This window comes from Bradyrhizobium sp. P3_C3 (genome assembly GCF_056402655.1).
This window is the reverse complement of the sequence record NZ_JBFUGY010000006.1, coordinates 188,830-205,258: the sequence shown is the minus strand read 5'-3', so window position 1 is coordinate 205,258 and position 16,429 is coordinate 188,830. Positions and strand designations below refer to the sequence as shown.

General features: G+C 61.7%; 14 protein-coding genes. 7 read left to right on the top strand and 7 right to left on the bottom strand.

What is annotated here, in order from left to right:
- Positions 1-41 precede the first annotated feature (41 nt).
- The gene (locus AC1DW2_RS09685; RefSeq protein ID WP_477005876.1) at positions 42-944 is read right to left on the bottom strand and encodes a LysR family transcriptional regulator; all 903 of its coding nucleotides are present in this window, start codon (positions 942-944) and stop codon (positions 42-44) included.
- A 153-nt stretch (positions 945-1,097) separates the two neighbouring features.
- Here AC1DW2_RS09685 and AC1DW2_RS09680 point away from each other — a divergent pair, with 153 nt between their 5' ends.
- Together AC1DW2_RS09680 and AC1DW2_RS09675 are read left to right on the top strand one after the other, a co-directional pair.
- Positions 1,098-1,799, top strand: coding sequence for an alpha/beta hydrolase (locus AC1DW2_RS09680; RefSeq protein ID WP_477005875.1), 702 nt, complete (start codon positions 1,098-1,100; stop codon positions 1,797-1,799).
- Between the two features lie 387 nt (positions 1,800-2,186).
- Entirely contained in the window at positions 2,187-3,614 is a 1,428-nt protein-coding gene (locus AC1DW2_RS09675) for a DUF1254 domain-containing protein (RefSeq protein WP_247308704.1), read from the top strand.
- 220 nt (positions 3,615-3,834) lie between these two features.
- Here the strand turns inward: AC1DW2_RS09675 and AC1DW2_RS09670 are convergent, their stop codons facing one another.
- The gene (locus AC1DW2_RS09670) at positions 3,835-4,077 is read right to left on the bottom strand and encodes a DUF1127 domain-containing protein (protein ID WP_441268635.1); all 243 of its coding nucleotides are present in this window, start codon (positions 4,075-4,077) and stop codon (positions 3,835-3,837) included.
- Between the two features lie 159 nt (positions 4,078-4,236).
- Between AC1DW2_RS09670 and AC1DW2_RS09665 the strand changes: the two genes are divergently transcribed.
- Complete coding sequence (locus AC1DW2_RS09665; protein ID WP_477005874.1) at positions 4,237-5,487, top strand: winged helix-turn-helix domain-containing protein; 1,251 nt, start codon at positions 4,237-4,239, stop codon at positions 5,485-5,487.
- Between the two features lie 503 nt (positions 5,488-5,990).
- Here the strand turns inward: AC1DW2_RS09665 and AC1DW2_RS09660 are convergent.
- Positions 5,991-6,398, bottom strand: a complete 408-nt coding sequence (locus tag AC1DW2_RS09660; RefSeq protein ID WP_477005873.1) for a hypothetical protein — start codon at positions 6,396-6,398, stop codon at positions 5,991-5,993.
- 547 nt (positions 6,399-6,945) lie between these two features.
- On the opposite strand from AC1DW2_RS09660, the gene AC1DW2_RS09655 reads away from it, so the two are divergent.
- A complete protein-coding gene (locus AC1DW2_RS09655; protein WP_477005872.1) occupies positions 6,946-8,244 on the top strand; it encodes a glycosyltransferase in 1,299 nt (432 codons plus the stop codon).
- A 57-nt stretch (positions 8,245-8,301) separates the two neighbouring features.
- Here the strand turns inward: AC1DW2_RS09655 and AC1DW2_RS09650 are convergent, their stop codons facing one another.
- Positions 8,302-8,928, bottom strand: coding sequence for an alpha/beta hydrolase (locus AC1DW2_RS09650; RefSeq protein WP_477005871.1), 627 nt, complete (start codon positions 8,926-8,928; stop codon positions 8,302-8,304).
- Positions 8,925-9,863 (bottom strand): ring-cleaving dioxygenase, encoded by a 939-nt coding sequence (locus tag AC1DW2_RS09645; protein ID WP_477005870.1) that lies wholly within the window; start codon positions 9,861-9,863, stop codon positions 8,925-8,927. Before AC1DW2_RS09645 ends, AC1DW2_RS09650 begins: the two co-directional genes overlap by 4 nt.
- A 129-nt stretch (positions 9,864-9,992) precedes the next feature.
- Here AC1DW2_RS09645 and AC1DW2_RS09640 point away from each other — a divergent pair, with 129 nt between their 5' ends.
- Both AC1DW2_RS09640 and AC1DW2_RS09635 read left to right on the top strand, forming a co-directional pair.
- Positions 9,993-10,907 carry a LysR family transcriptional regulator gene (locus AC1DW2_RS09640; RefSeq protein ID WP_477005869.1) on the top strand — a complete coding sequence of 305 codons (915 nt, stop codon included), beginning with the start codon at positions 9,993-9,995 and terminating at the stop codon, positions 10,905-10,907.
- Positions 10,904-11,506, top strand: a complete 603-nt coding sequence (locus AC1DW2_RS09635) for a hypothetical protein (protein ID WP_477005868.1) — start codon at positions 10,904-10,906, stop codon at positions 11,504-11,506. The genes AC1DW2_RS09640 and AC1DW2_RS09635 overlap by 4 nt, the downstream gene beginning before the upstream one ends.
- Before the next feature lie 131 nt (positions 11,507-11,637).
- On the opposite strand, the gene AC1DW2_RS09630 is transcribed toward AC1DW2_RS09635, so the two are convergent.
- Entirely contained in the window at positions 11,638-14,328 is a 2,691-nt protein-coding gene (locus AC1DW2_RS09630; protein ID WP_477005867.1) for a hybrid sensor histidine kinase/response regulator, read from the bottom strand.
- The gene (locus AC1DW2_RS09625; RefSeq protein WP_477005866.1) at positions 14,325-15,356 is read right to left on the bottom strand and encodes an ABC transporter substrate-binding protein; all 1,032 of its coding nucleotides are present in this window, start codon (positions 15,354-15,356) and stop codon (positions 14,325-14,327) included. The genes AC1DW2_RS09630 and AC1DW2_RS09625 overlap by 4 nt, the downstream gene beginning before the upstream one ends.
- Positions 15,357-15,651: 295 nt before the next feature.
- Here AC1DW2_RS09625 and AC1DW2_RS09620 point away from each other — a divergent pair, with 295 nt between their 5' ends.
- Complete coding sequence (locus tag AC1DW2_RS09620) at positions 15,652-16,407, top strand: hypothetical protein (protein ID WP_477005865.1); 756 nt, start codon at positions 15,652-15,654, stop codon at positions 16,405-16,407.
- Positions 16,408-16,429 lie beyond the last annotated feature (22 nt).

Here is a 16,429-nt window from a genome sequence, read left to right as displayed (position 1 = left end):
CCTGCTCGCGTCGGACCGCGTCTCCGGCTAGTTCCGAAAGTTCAGAGTGACAAATTGCGCGACATGCCCAAGGCGTCGACAAGAAAATCGATGAACAGGCGGGCTCGCAGGGGGAGTTGTCGTCCGAATGCGTGCAGGACGTAGACCGGTGTAGTGAACATCGGTATGTCCGGCAGCACGACATTCAATCGTCCGGCGGTGAGCTCGTCCTCGATTGCGATGCGCATGAACTGCGTGATGCCAACGCCTTTTATGACCGCCTCGATCAACGACTGGGCATCGTCGCTATCGAAGGGGCCATCGGGGATGACCCGTGTGCCGTCCGCAAAAGTAAATGCTTGCGGCCGGCCGCCAAGCAGATGGCGAAGGCAGGCATGCTGTGTGAGATCGTCGATCGACTGCGGGATTCCTCTCCGCTGAAGGTATTCCGGCGACGCGCCCAGAACATATTGCAGGACACCTAACGATCGGCCGATCAAGTTTGTGTCTTCCAATTCGCCAATTCTGACAGCGAGGTCGAAACCCTCGCGGATGAGATCGACACGGCGATCCGTGACGCTGAGATCAAGCTTGATGTCCGGATAGCGCTCCAGGAACGAGCCCGCCCATGCGGAAATCAACGGGCGTCCAAATGTACTCGGCACAGTGACCCGAAGCACGCCGCGGACGTTTCCTGGAACCTGCACGACGTCGTCGGCTTCCTCTATCGCGCGCAGATGGGGAGCGACGTGCTCGTAGTAAGCGGCGCCTTCGGACGTTGGGCTGAGTGTGCGCGTTGAGCGCTGCAGCAAGCGCACGCCGAGGCGTTGTTCGAGGCGCGAAACGCTTTTCGATACCGCCGAGGGGCTGGCGCCGATCGATCGCGCGGCGCCGGCGAAAGAACCCGCGTCAACCGTCCGCACGAAGGCCAGCAGACCGGCCGTTCTTTCTAGAATCGTTGTCATTCAGGACTTTTGATCGCGAAAGAACCGAACGAAAGACGGCTAATCGGCCATTTATGAACGAATAGTCTGACTTTCGCAATGGGGGCCCCGGCAACCGAGTTGGTCTTCCAATGCCCTCCATCGCTGAAGTTCGTGCAAAAAAGGAAAAGCAGTATGTCTGCGCAAACCAAGCCAACGATCGTTTTCTGTCACGGCATTTGGGCCGATGGCTCCTGTTTCAGCAAAGTCATTCCAGCATTGCAGGCCGACGGGTACGAAGTGATCGCCGTTCAATATGGCCTGGACTCCTACGAGGAGGACCTGGCGACGGTGAAGCGCACACTCAATCGTGTTGGCAGCCCGGTCCTTCTCGTCGGCCATTCCTATGGCGGCGCCACCATCACGGGCTCGGGCACCGATGAACGCGTGGTCGGTCTCGTCTACATTGCAGCGGTCGCTCCGGATGCCGGCGAGACCGTACAGGACCAGCTCGACAAGTATCCGTCGGATATCTTCTCACGCGTCGAGGTCGCCGATGGGCGTGCCTGGATGCTTCCGAGCGGCACCGAGTTCTTCGCAGGAGACCTCTCCGCGGAAGACCAGAAGCTGGTTTGGGCCACCCATTATGCGCCCGTCTACAATCTGTTCCAGCAACAGAAGCTCAGCGCCGACAAGATCGCGTGGAGGTCGAAGCCGAGCTGGTACATTCTGGCCACGCAAGACCATACTGTGCATCCGGATCTGCAACGCTGGGTGTCGAAGCGCATGGGAGCGACGGTCACCGAGGTGGCGAGCAGCCACGTGCCGATGCTCTCCCAGCCAAATGTGGTTATCGACGTGATACGCAAAGCCGCGGCCGCCGTTCAAAAAAGCTGATCGCGACAAGCATACATTGCCGGACACGAAGGAGAGGTCGTTCGCGAGGCGACCTCTCTTGTTCATGGACTGGTGTGCAACGGCCGCTCTTGGCCCTTCGCAGGCGCGGCGTTGCTCGATGCTGATTTCGACTTGTGACCCCAAGCTGGCGTGTTGGGGCATTGGCGCGGTGTCGGCTTTTGACCCACAGCGGACATTTTCCGAACGAATGAGCATCAACGTATTGGAAAATGCTCATGAAATCGGATTTCGATTGTAGTTCAGCGCGATTTGGCCTGACAGATGCAAGCCGTTCGTTTTTCCGTAGTCCGCTGAGACTATTTCGTGAAATGATGACCCAGCTTCCCGGGTGTCTATTTGGCGCCCTTTCGCGCGTGGGTGGTTCACATGAACATTCGATCAAGTGTATTGGCCGCCGCTCTGACGGGCTCGATATTCGCACTGACGCCAAGTGTGTCGCAGGCGGAATGGCCTGACATCCGCGAGGCCAAGGCCATCGCCGAAGAAGGCTTCATCTACGGGCTGCCGATCGTGATGAACTACGCCGTCATGTACGAATATGCCGTCGACAGGAACTCTGGGCAATTCAAGGCGCCGTTCAACCAGATCAAAAACGAGGCGCGTGTCTATACATACAAGGACACGGCCGTAATAACTCCCAATAGCGACACGCCCTATTCGCTGTTATGGCTCGATCTGCGCGCCGAGCCGATCGTTCTTTCCGTGCCGGCTGTTGACAAGAGTCGCTACTATTCAGTGATGCTTTGCGACGGCAACACGTTCAACTACGGATATATCGGTAGCCGCGCGACCGGAAGCGAGGCCGGAGATTATATGGTGGTTGGGCCGAACTGGCAGGGTGCCACTCCGCCTGGCATCAAGAAGATGTTTCACTCCTCGACACAATTTTCCGCCGCCGCCTACCGCACCCAGCTCTTCCATCCGGCAGATATGCCGAACGTTGAGAAGGTCCAGGCCGGCTATAAGGTGCAGCCCCTGTCGGCCTACCTCAAGCAGCCCGCGCCCCCCGCTGCAGCGGCCGTCGACTTTCCCAAGGCTAATGCGGAGTTGGTGAAGAAGAACTTCTTCGAGTATCTCGACTTCGCTCTCCAATTTGCGCCGGCCGGGCCGGAGGAAAAGGAAATCCGCGCCAAGCTCACGCGCATCGGCGTCGGCCCCGGAAAGACCTTCGACTTCAAGGATCTTCCGCTGACCCACAAGATTGAAATCGGGCTAGGGATGAAGGACGGCGAAGAGAAAGTTGAAAAGTATCTTGCTAGTGGACAGAAAGACGTAAATGGCTGGAAAATCGGATCGCTGTTCGGAGACCGGCAATTCTACAGCGGCGACTGGCTGAAGCGCGCTGCCGCAGCCAAGGGCGGCATCTATGGCAACGACGCAATCGAGGCCGTCTATCCAATGACGAAGGCGCTTGCTGATGGCGAGGTGCTCGATGGTTCCAAGCACAAGTACACAATCACTTTTTCCGCCGGACAATTCCCGCCGGTAGAGGCTTTCTGGTCGGTGACGATGTATGATGGCAAGAGCCAATTGCTGATCGAGAATCCGATCAACCGCTACCTGATCAACTCGCCGATGCTGCCGGACATGAAGAAGAATGCCGACGGCTCTCTCACGTTGTATATCCAAAAAGATTCGCCCGGCGTCGACAAGGAATCCAATTGGTTGCCGGCGCCGAATGACGAAATCTACCTCGTGATGCGTTTATATTGGCCGAAGACAACGGCGCCTTCGATCCTGCCGGCCGGTGGGGGCTCATGGCAGCCACCGGCCATTGTGCGCGCAGCCAACTAAGCAATCTGAGGTGATCGAGTGATGCTGGMCAAGGTCCGCTTGTGGCCCGTCGCAGACGTGGCGTTGCTCGATGCTGATTTCGGCTTGCGACCCCAAGCTGGCGTGTTGGGGCGTTGGCGCGGTGTTGGCCTTTGACTAAGCGCAAGCCGGTATCTGGGCCGCCAAGCGGCTCGCGTCGCCCAATTTCCGACGTTCCGTCCACCGCTGCCGGAGGTCGACATCATCCGACCGATCGTATGCCTCGCGGGTCAGTATTTTGGTTCGAGGCCACGTAGTCGATCTCGCCATACGTAATCCCGATATCCTTCAGCTCCTGATCACTTAGGCTGTAAAGATCGCGCCGCAGCCGCTCCCATTTCCGCCACTCTTGAAAAGCGTTCCAGCAATTCCTGAAAACGCTGACATTGCGTCGCTGAGAGTCTGTCGTCTGGACCAAGCCCGTTGTCTGATAAATCATGCTCATCGCAGCATCCTCGGGCACCTTGTTTCCACCCTGGCATGCTGCCAAAATCCGGCCCAGCGCGCTTGATCTGCTGCTTACATTTTCCTTACGGAGAGCTTATTCTTTATTTTCCAAGGTGTTGCCGGGCCTGACCGGAGACCGTCCAAGGGATTTCGCGTCTTGCGCTATCTCTTCGAAGACTACCAACTGGATTCCGGCCGCCGCGAGCTGTACCGCGACACAAACGTCGTTGCCCTGGCGCCACAGACCTTTGACTTTCTGGACTACCTCATCCGCAACCGTGAGCGCGTGGTTTGCAAGGATGAGCTCATCACAACCATTTGGAAGGGGCGGTGCGTATCGGATGCCGCGCTGACGACCCGCCTGAATGCCGCCCGGTCCGCAATTGGCGATTCCGGGGAGAAACAGCGGTTGATCAAGACGCTGCCAAGGAAGGGCTATCGCTTTATCGGTATGGTGCATGAGGCTGACGGCGCCCCCACTGTGGCGGTCACAGAAATCCAGAAGGAGACGGCTAAACCCGCCCTCCCACTTCCCGACAAACCGTCGCTGGCCGTTCTGCCATTCACCAACCTGAGCTCCGATCCGGAGCAGGAGTATTTCGCCGACGGCATGGTCGAGGACATCATCACTGGCCTTTCAAGGTCCAAATCGTTGTTCGTCATCGCGCGACAGTCCACTTTTACCTACAAAGGCAAGGCTATCGACATCAGGCAGGTCGGGCGCGAGCTGGGCGTTCGGTATGTGCTCGAAGGCAGTGTGCGCAAATCCGGCGATCGGGTTCGCATTGCCGGGCAGTTGATCGAGGCCACGACGGGTGCTCATCTCTGGGCGGACCGGTTCGACAGCCAGCTCAAAGATATCTTCGATCTGCAGGACCAAGTGACGAGTAGCGTGATTAGCGCACTCTTTCCTCAATTGGAGCGCGCCGAGATCGAGCGCGCAAAACGCGAGCCAACCGAAAATCTTCAGGCCTACGACTACTATCTGCGTGCACTCTCGAGCTTCTATGAATTCACCCGCGAACAGAATATTGAAGCCCTCAGACTGATCCGTTTTGCTGTCGAGATCGATCCCGGATTGGCCTCAGCATACGCGCTTGGTGCTTATTGCTATCTGCAACGAAAGATCTTCGGCTGGACGATCGACGCGGATGAGGAACTGAACGACACCCGACGGTTGGCAAGGCGTGCAATCGAGCTCGATAAGGATGATCCAACCGTACTGGTGAGAGCCGGGCAGGCAATTGGCGCCGTATTATATGAGATCGACGATGGCGTGGCCCTCGTCTCCCGAGCGCATGAGCTTAACCCGAACCTGGCTGTCGCACGGTATACGATCGGCTGGGAACACATACGGCGCGGTGACATAGAGGCGGCGCTTAAGCAGTTCCACGCCGGGGGCGTTTAAGCCCCATGGATCCGTTTCTTTTTCTGCTGCAGACCGGAATAGCGTTTGCGCATTTCTTGACGGATCGATACGAGGACGGATCGTCATGGGCCAAGTCGGCTGTGCTGCACCGGCCCAACTATCTCAACGCACAATTCATTCTGGCGGCATGCCACGCAATGTCTGGAAGGGTCGAGGAAGCCCGGATGATCGGTGCACGCCTGGTGGAAGCGAGGCCCGCTCTCCGCGTCTCCACACTCGCTCCAAAGCTCGCTCGATTTTACGGGCCGGAATACCTCGAAAGGGTCATGCGAGCTTGCTCCATCATGGGTCTGCCCCCATGAGCGCGCGCGGTTGTCGGGAAAGACCGGTCTCATTCCAATTCCCATCGACCGCGCAGTATGGAATGTCCGTTTGTGGCCCTTCGCAGACGTGGCGTTGACCGACGCGGCCCTGCACGCGGATGGCGCGTTGTCGCATGCGCTATCCGCTCCCACAATCGATCTCTTGCGAAGAAACGAGCGTTAAGCCTTCAGGTCGGTGATCCGCATAATCGCGACCACATTCCCGTCGTTGAACGCCTGTTCTTTTGTTTCCTTGTTGCAGGTCCAGACAAAATTCTTCTTGCCCGTAAAGGTCTTTCCGTCCTGCTCAAGCCGAAGCTCCCCTTCGGTGATATGGCAGACCATGGCGTTCATCATCGGGGGCCCCATGGTCTTTGACCCCGGCTGCATAATGATATCGCGCATTGAGACGGTCTTAAAACCTGGGATCAGGGATGGTGTTTCGCCTTCATATTCACGCACCACGACACCTGGCCAAGGCGTCATATCCTTGTAGCCTGTGGCTTGAGCGGCGGCTGGCTTGACCATGGCAGCCGAACCCGCTGCCAACGCGATTCCCAGTGCGGACCTTCGATCGATCTTGCTCATCGCTTTCTCCCGACGTTACCGAACGAGCCGCCGCGTAAGCAGCGCGCAAAGTTCGTGGTGAACGATGGTACGAAACCGAAAAAAGAACGGCTTCTAAGAGAGCGTGCTTGCCGATGGCACCAGTGCTGCTCGTTTGCCCGGGCGGTGATTTCGGCACGTCCCGCTTCAAGGGGCAGTGGCATTCTACGTCACTTGACGCATCCGGGAAACAGGTGGCGTCACACGAAGGCACCGTGGCCCCCTCAGCAATGCCCGGAATTGGCCCTTAGCGGACAGATCCGCGTTCTGAACTGTTGGATCGCTTTTGCCGCTTGGCGGACCTGGCCATCAGCTCAAATGTCCGCTTTGGCCCATAAGCGGCCATCGTCTCCTTACAGCTGTAACCGTCTCCCCCAGAGGAGACATCGTTCGGTAGCGCGCGCCGCTCCATTCTTGGCGTGGCCCGCGCGAACACAAGCGCAGCCACGCGTCCGTCCGGAAGCCTGCATTGGGTTGCGCAGGATGGATTGCGACAGCGCATTCGCAACCGTGACGAAAGGGTTCTACGATGTCTTATAATTTTCTGCTGGCGTCGTGGGGGACCCTCGGGAATTTGAGCCCGCTGCTGACTGCGGCGCGGAGGTTGCACCGGAATGGACATCATATCCGGGTGATGGCGGATCCGGCGATGCGCTCTGAAGTCGAGGCCTCCGGCTTTGCATTTGTCGCATGGCGCCGCGCCCCGACCGGAAAGGCTGCGGATCCGGTGGACGTCTCGGATGTGAAAGACTTTCTACGCCAGGCCATCTTTGATCCTGCCGCGCTCTATGCCGCCGATGTCCGGGATGAGATCGGCCGTATGCCGACGGATGCCGTTCTCGTGCTTGACGTGCTGTTTGGCGCTGCGCTCGGGGCGGAGGCGTCTGGCGTGCCTTTCGCTCTTCTGTCCCCTCATGTCAGCATTCGGCCCCTGCCGGGAATGCCGCCGGCTGTCAGCGGATTGGGCCAACCGAAAACGCCGGAAGAGCGCGCTGAGGTCGACGCCGCCAATGCCAAGCTTGCCGAAACACTCAATGTGTTCCTGCCTGGTCTCAACCGCGCGCGTGCCGATCTGGGTCTTCCGCTTCTGGCAGATGTCTTCGATCTGTTCGATCGGGCCAACCGGCTTTTGCTCGCGACCAGTCGAGCGTTCGACTTTCAAGCTGACTCGCTGCCCGACAATTTCCGCTACGTCGGACCGCTGCTCGATGTGCCGAACTGGTCCAAATCTCGGCAGACTGAGGCGTGGCGAGCGCCATGGTCGGCTCAGTCGGGTCGTCCTCGCGGGCTGATCGCATGCAGCACGGGCGCGCAAGGTCAGCGCGAACTGTTTCAGCGCATTATCACAGCGATGGAAGCGGTCGAGATCGATGCCCTTGCAACAGCCGGTCCCAATGTCGACGTCGCCGATCTCAGGGCTCCGAACAATGTGCATTTGGTCCGCGGCGCTCCCCATGACCTCGTCATGAAGGATGTTTCCGTGGTGATCTCGCAAGGCGGCCACGGAACGACCACGCGTTCACTCATCAACGGACTGCCGCAGCTCATCCTGCCAATGGGGCGGGACCAGGCTGCCAACGCCGCGCGCGTCGAAGCGAAGGGGGCAGGGCTTCAATTGCCTCCAACCGCCTCCGAAGCGGAAATTGCCGCGGCGGTGAACCGATTGATTGCAGAGCCGGAATTCAGGAAGGCGGCCCGTCTGCTCGGCGAGGCCATGAAAGTCGATATCGATCGGTCCGGCCTCGTCGACGAGATGGAGGCGATCGCCGCCATTGGCCGCGCGGCGAGACAGCAACCGAAGAAACAACCGCTTCGAAAATCTGCCTGACGGATCGCAAGGCGAATGAGCGGCGCACCGTTCGTGAACGATGCGCCGCTCGTTGGTTCATGCCGCTTTGGCGTCGACGCTGCCGATCCAGTTGCGGGCCAGCGTGACGTCGGCCTGCGACAATTGATGGCCCGCCGGCAGGACCTTGTGGTCGACACGCGCTCCCGCTTCCGACAACAGCGCCGCAAGCTTTGCCGAATTGCTCGCCGGCACGATCGGATCGGACTGCCCGGACAGCAGCAGAATCGGCTTGCCACCAAGCTCCGCCTTCGGCGGATCCGACAGCGGCACCATGGCACGCAGCAGGATCGCGCCTGCCAGGACGTCCGGCTTCAGCAGCAACAGCGCGGCTGCGATGTTGGCGCCGTTGGAGAAGCCGACCCCAACCGGCGCGGCGATGCCGTATTGCTGCCGCGCGTCCGCGACGAAGTCGGCGAGCTCCAGCGCGCGCCGGCGCACGTCGTCCTCGTCGAACACGCCCTCGGCGAGGCGGCGGAAGAAGCGCGGCATGCCGTGCTCGAGCACGCGGCCACGCGGCGAGAGCAGCGCGGAGCCGGGCGAGATCATCTTGCCGAGCCCGAGCAGGTCGTTCTCGTCACCGCCGGTGCCGTGCAGCAGCAGCAGCGGAGGGGAGCCCGCGCTGGTCGCGGGCTCGAAACGATGGATGAATGTGCTCTCGGTCATGACGCGCTTTCTTCCAGGCTCGGCAGAACATTTTCGATCTGCTTGCGCTGCGCTTCGAGGAAACTCGGCAGCTTCAGATCACGTCCCAGCGTTGCGACCGGTTCGTCGACGGCGAAGCCGGGGATATCGGTCGCGATTTCGAACAGCACCCCGCCGGGTTCGCGGAAGTAGATCGAGCGGAAGTAGTTGCGGTCCCTCTGCTCGGTCGGATGCAGGCCGTGATTGCTCACGAGCTTTTGCGCCATCCGGCCCTGCTCGGCGTCATCGGCCGCGCGGAAGGCGATGTGGTGGACGGAGCCGCCGCCCTGATGTCCGCGCAAGAAGCCCTTGGCCTCGTAGATGTCGACGACGCTGCCTTCGGCATCGCCCGGCGCCTTGAAGCGGATCACCGAGCCCTCGCGTCCGGTCTCCTTGAAGCCGAACACGTCGGTGAGGACGGCAGCCGTCTTCGCCGCGCTGTCGAGCAGCAAGGTCACGCCGTGGAAGCCGCGGATCGCGTGCTCGGCCGGGACGTCGCCATTGCTCCAGCCGGGCTCGTTCTCGGCGCCGGGGACACCCACAAGCGCGAGCGCCATGCCGTCAGGGTCGGTGAACGGCAGCACGGACTCGCCAAAGCGCTTCTCGAGCGCCTCGTAGGCAATGCCCTTCTCGGTGAAGCGCTGCGTCCAGTAGCCGAGCGAGCGCTGCGGCACACGGAAGGCGGTCTGATGCGTCTCGCCGACGCCGCGGCGCCCGGCCGGCACGCCGGCCCAGGGGAAGAAGGTGAGGATCGTGCCGGGGCGGCCGGTCTCGTCGCCGTAATAGAAATGATAGGTACCGGGATCGTCGAAATTGACCGTCTTCTTGACGAAGCGCAGGCCGAGATCCCGGGTGTAAAAGCCGAAATTGCGGATGGGATCGCCGGCGATCGCGGTGACGTGGTGCAGTCCAGACATTGTCGTCCTCCAGAATTCGGGGAGCGGTCTTGCTCTGGGTGGAAATATCGTTCCGCTTTGGATTGGAGACAATCCATGCAAATATGACGTCTATGTCTACGATTTGGAAACAATCGCCGGGGCCGGCCCTTGGATAAGGTCGCCAGCCTCCGGGCCTTCGTGAAGGTGGTCGAAAGCGGCAGTTTTGCCGAGGCGGGCCGGCAGCTGCGGCTGTCGCGCTCGGCGATCAGCAAATACATCGCCGACCTCGAGGAGAGTCTCGGCGTCCAGCTCCTGAACCGGACGACGCGCCACGCCAGCCCGACCGAGAACGGCCAGCGCTATTTTGAGCGCGCGGTCGTGATCCTCTCGGAGATCGAGGCCGCCGATCAGGCGGTGGCGCAGGCCCAGTCGGCGCCGCGCGGCCTGCTACGGGTCAACGCGCCAATGTCGTTCGGCACGATGCGGCTTGGACCGGTGCTCGCCGATTTCATGGCGCGCTATGGCGAGCTTCAGCTTCAGATCGTGCTCAGCGACGATCTGCTCGATCCCGTCCAGGATGGCTTTGACGTGACCTTGCGGATCGCGGAATTGGAATCGTCGAGTTTGATCGCGCGAAAAATCATGCCGGTAGCGCGCATGATCTGCGCTTCGCCGGATTATCTCGCGCGTCACGGCACGCCAAAGCATCCGCAGGATCTGCGCGAGCATGCCTCGCTCACCTACGGGTTCCTGCTGACCGGCAATCAGTGGAAGCTCACAGGCAGCGACGGTGATCACTGGATCCAGCCGGCCTGGTCGCTCTGCGTCAACAACGCCGAAGTGCTGCGCGACGTCGCGATCAAGGGCAGGGGCCTCGCGCTGCTGCCGGAGTTCATCGCGGCCGATGCGTTGAAGAAGGGCGAGCTGCGGACGGTGCTGGACGACTATTCCGCGCCGCCGCTCGCGCTTTATGCGGTGTATCCGCCGACTCGGCATCTTTCGGTGAAGGTCAGGCTGTTTATTGATTTTCTGGTGGAGCGGTTTGGGCGCGAGGACGAGGCGGCGTCAGGCCGGCCGAAATGATCCGCGCGGAAGAGCCGGGCCGAGATATGTCGGCTCCGCTCGCCATCAGCGTCTGCTTATTTGGGCGTAGCCGACTGGATTTGCTCGCGCTGAGTTCTTGGCATTTTGACCCGAAACGGACGTTAAGCTCCAAGCCTGCTTTCTTATGGTACAGGGTAGCCTTAGCTGAAAATTCGTGCGGGGCTATCCAGCAGATGTCCATCATAGAGGAAATGATTGCTTCGCTTAACGCAAGTCATAAGGCTGAGAATGTGCTTGAAGGGCCTGAGCCGCAGCCCTTGTTGAACCATACCGTTCTGGATCAATGGAACGGGCAGAGCGGGTTAGCTAGGGATGTGTTGTACGATGCGTTGGCGCTCGAACTAGCGTCAGGATTTAACAAAAGTACCCTTGATTTCGATTTCTGTGATCGGGTCGTAAACGAACTGATGGGCCTTATGGGGCGGGAGCCGGATTTGCCTCCTCTATTTTGGGACGTTTACTTGGCCTTCGACGCGGGCGAGTTCTATCGTGATGACCGCAGCATCAACCCGGTAGACAGATTTACGGGGCCTCGGATTGCGGAGATTGTTCGAAGGTTTACTTCAACTTTTGACTGAGCGGGCCTTCCCTGCCGTCCGCTTGTGGCTCTTCTGCGACCTCTGGCGAGATCCACCATTCCCCCACTATTGGCAGATTACCGGTCATCAGCCGTGCCTGACCCAAGCACCCCGATTTATGGGAACACCGCTTAGCTGGCCGAACGCTGCTCAGCAGTCCGGAGCAGATCGTCGAGCGCACTCATCGAGGCCTCGCGAAGCGCCACGAGTTCGCGCGCGGCGCCCTGGCATTCGGGTGGGGACATCGAGGGCGCCGCCAGTTCGATTTCGCGGCTGCGCCCGAACAGGCGGACGAGGCCGAGCGCGCTGGCGGCGCTGCCGAGCTGGTGCGTGAGCCGCGCAAGCTGCTTGTGATCGCCAATCGCTGCCGCCTTGGCGATGTCTGCGATCAGCTTGCCGCTGGTCTCCCCCAGCAAATGATGGAGCTTTTCGATTTGCGCGGGGCCGAGCAGCTCGCGCTGGTCGTCGAGGAAATGCCGGTCGATCAATGCGCCTGCAGCGAGTTGCGCGGCGGCCGGCTCATCCGGGGCGTCCTCGATCGCCTCGCGTAGCGCGTTGATCAGGATCGGCTTGCTGACGATTTTGGCGATGCCGGCGCCGGCGAGCCGCTCGCGGGCGCTGGTGGAGACGTCGGCGGTCACCGCGATGATGCGCGGCATTTTTGGCAGACCGAGCTTGCCGATCCGCGAGGCCGCCTCGACGCCGTCCATGTCGGGCATGTGCAGATCCATCAGGATAATGTCGAACGCCTGATCGCGGGCGAGCGCAATGGCCGACGCGCCGTCTCTCGCAATCGTCGCGCGATGGCCTAGCCGGTTCAGGATCGCTTCGCCGACCTCGCAATTGACGGGATCGTCGTCGACCAGCAACACGCGGAGCTGCCGCGACGGCGGCGGGACCGCGCCTTGCGCGACGCCGCTTGCGGCGTGGCCGAGCGGCACCTGAAGCGTGAACGTGCTGCCCGCGCCCGGCGTGCTCTCCACCGTCAGCTCGCCGCGCATCAGGCGCGTGAGCCGGCGTGCGATCGCGAGTCCGAGGCCGGTGCCGCCGAACCGCCGCGCGATGCTGTCGTCGGCCTGGACGAAATCGTCGAAGATGCGCTCGTGCATGTCGGGCGCAATGCCGATGCCGGTATCGCGAACGGTGATGCGCAGCAGGACATGATCGTGGCGTTGCTCGGCGGCCGCCGCGAGCGCAATCCCGCCGTGCGGGGTGAACTTGATGGCATTGCCGATCAGATTGAGCAGGATGCGGTTGAGTCTGACCGGATCGCCGTGCACGGATGTGTCGGCCGTCGCATCGCAGGCGAGGTCGAAGGTCAGGCCCTTGCCGAAGGCTTGCGGACACATCAGCTCCGCGGCGGTCTCGATCAGCTGGTGGAGGCGGAAGTCGCGCGTCTCCAGCGTTTCGGTGCTGGCCTCCAGGCGGGCATATTCCAGGATGGCATCGACCAGCGCGATCAGCGTTTCGCCCGATGCCTCCGCGGTCGCGAGGTGGCGGCGCTGTGCCTCGCCGAGGCTGCGGTCGTCGAGCAGCTGCAGCACGCCCATGACGCCGTTCAGCGGCGTGCGCAGCTCGTGGCTGACGACGGCGAGGAAGCGCGACTTGGTCTCGTTGGCCAGCACGGCGGCCCCGCGCGCGCGCTCGGCCGCGTCATGCTCGGCCAGGGCCTGATCGCGGGTCTTTTCGAGTTCGGCGGTCCGCTCGGCGACCTTGCGCTCGAGCGTCGCATAGGAGTCGCGCAAGTGAGCGGCCATCCGGTTGAACTGGTCGCCGAGCGCTTCCAGCTCGTCGCCGGTCTTGATCGCGAGCCGCAGGCCGAGATCGCCGCTGCCGATCCGCCGCGCGCCCTGCGTCAGGATCTGGATCGGCACGGTCATGCGCCGGCTGAGCCAGAGGGACACCAGGACCGCGCAGGCCAGCAGGACGACCAGGAGAAACGTCGCGCGTCCGATCGATGCATAGATCGGGGCGTAGGCCTCGCTGAGCGGAAGCTCGACGAACACCAGCCAGCCGAGCGAGGGGACCGTCGCATAGGTCGAGAGCACGCGCTGGCCTGACAGATCCCCCTTGACCAGGCCGCCCGAAGGCGGCCCCACGCCGTCGAGTGCGGCGCGCACGTCGGCATGCCCGGAGAGATCGGTCCGTTGCAGCGCCGGCCACAGATCGGGATGCGCGATCAGGACTCCCATGCGGTCGACCACATAGGCCTTGCCGGTGTTGCCGACCCTGATCCCGGCGACGAGGTCCCAGATGAAGCGCAGATTGACGTCGGCCACGATCACATTGGGATTCCGCCCGGTCCCGCGCGTGGCGAGCGTCATGAACGGCTCGGTGTCGCCGAGGAAGTAGACCGGCCCGTAATAGGCCCGGCTTTCATTGGCACCACGGAAGGCCGGCGAAGCCGAGAGATCGGCCTTGCTGCCGACCCTGTCCGCGACACGGCGCGACACGCGCACCTGCTCGCGGCCCTGCGAATCGAGCTCGGCAATTTCCGCGATCGCGGGCGAGAGGCGCAGGAGCCGGATCGCGTTCAGGCGGTCGTCTTCGTTGCTCGACAGCTCCGGAGGCAGCCGCGAGAGCCATCTGATCTGGCTTTCGATCTGGCCGATGAACTGGCCGATCTGGATGGCCGCGCTTGCTGCCTGCTCGCGCTGGGTCGCCGCGAGAAGCTGCTTCTGCTCGCGATAGGAGAACCAGACGTCGAAGCCAGTGTTGATGGCGAGCGCGGCAAAGGCGAGGGCGACGATCGAGTAGAGATATTTTCGGAACAACCGGCCCGGGGGCGTCCGCAAATGTCCCTGGTCGATCGCCTCGTTCACTCGCGGATCTCGTCGGCGCGCGCCAGCAGCGTGAATGGAATGTTCAATCCGAGCGAGCGGGCGACAGTGCGGTTGATCAGGAGCTCGTATTTCCGCGGCGATTGCACCGGCAGATCTCCGGCCTTGGTGCCGCGCAGGATGAGATCGACGTAATCGGCCGAGCGCACCTCCAGCGTCGGCCCGTAGCTCATCAGTCCGCCCGCATCCATGAAATAGTGGAACGGATAGATCGTGGGGACGCGATGTTTGGCTGCCGCCGCCACGACCGCCTGACGGTGGACCACGAGGAAGCTGTCGACCAGCGCAACCATCGCCGCCTTGGGCGGTTCGGAAAAGCGCCTGATGACTTCGTCGATGTCCGTTGGCGCGTTGACTGGCGCGGGGGCCACGGACACCCCTGATGTCGCGGCCTCCTGCTCGATCGATTCGAGGAAGAAGCGCCCGGCGCGGGGCGTGGTCGCCGGGTTGAAAAGGACGCCGACGCGCGCGAGATCCGGCACCGCCTCCCGGATCAGCTGAAGCCATTTGCCGCCCATTTCGGCGGTGCTGTTGGTGAAGCCGGTGACGTTGCCGCCGGGATGCGCGAGGCTTTCGACGAAGCCGTTGCCGACGGGATCGTTGGCGGTCGCGAAAACGATCGGGATGGTTTTGGTGGCGGCAAAGACTGCGGCGGTTTCGATGGTCGAGCCGGTCAGGATCACGTCCGGCTTGAGCTCGAGCAACTCCTGGACCGCGGTCTTGAGCTTGTCCGGTCCGCCGAAGGTCGAACGAAGCTCGAGGCGGAAGTTGACGCCTTCGACCCAGCCTCGCTGCCTCAAGCCGACGATGAGACCACCCAGGCGGGAGGTCGGGCTGTCGGTCATGCTCCGTCTGGTCAGTTCGTCGTCGAGCGGCAATCCCGTCAGCGAGGCAACGATCCGCATGCGATCTGACGTTGCGCCGAGCGCAATCCAGCCTGCGGCGGTTGTGCCTGCGAGACGAATGAAGCCGCGGCGATCGAGCGCGAACGCGGAAGGCCGTTCGGTCATGGAATTCTTTGCACGATGGTCTGTCCCAGCCGGATGCTTAACGCGAAAGGGCGGTGTCCACAATTGATGAAAAAATGCGCTTATGAATGTTCATTCGCAGCATTCGGCAGTCCGATACCGTATTCCTACCCGGCCAAAGAGTCGCTGTTTCGAGCTTTGTCTGCTCCGTGACGATCTGCAACGCATTGTGGCGTTGCAACATTTCCCGTCTCGTTGAGACGACGGTTCGGAGAAGTCGATTTCTGAGCGGCTGATTTTTTGAAGCGTTGTTTCAGGTTTGTTTCGAAGGTTTTCGATGCGCAAAATCTATCTTCTTCCGGCCCTCGTGGGCCTGCTGACCTCTGTTGCAGCCGGGCCGCTCGCGGCTCAGGGAGTGGTGCCGAAGCAGAAGGCTGCGCCGGCACCCAGAGCCGCCGCTGCCGGTGCGGCGCCAGCTGCCGCCGCCGGTGCGCCGGTCGCTGCTGCGACCGAGACGCCGACCACCGGTGCGGACGACAAGACGACCAAGGCGATCGACGGCTTTCGCTCCGCCAAATTCGGCATGAACGAATCCGACGTGCGCGCGGCGATGACCAAGGACTTCAGCGCCAAGCCCGACGCGATCAGGCCGCAGGACAACGCGTCCGAGCTGACGCACAGTCTGCTGCTCTCCGTTCCCGAGCTGCTGCCGAACGGCGGGACTGCCGAGCTCTCTTATGTGTTCGGCTACAAGTCCAAGTCGCTGATCCAGATCGGCGCGGTCTGGTCGAAGGGGACCGACACGGCGATGACGCCGGAGAAGCTGTTCTCCAACGCCAACATCCTGCGCGCCCATTTCATGGGCGAAGGCTTCAAGCCCGATTCGATCGCGATGAACATGCCCGTCGCCGGCGGCATCGTGATGTTCCGTGGCAGCGACGCCAAGGATCGCTCGGTGATCCTGCTTCTGCAGGGCACGTTCGAGAACAAGGAGAACAACCAGCGTGTGCTGACCCCGACCAGCCTGCTGCTGTTCTACGTGGCCGACGCCAAGAGCCCCGACATCTTCAAGCTGCCGCCCGGCCAGTTCTGATGCCGGACGACCTCACGACATT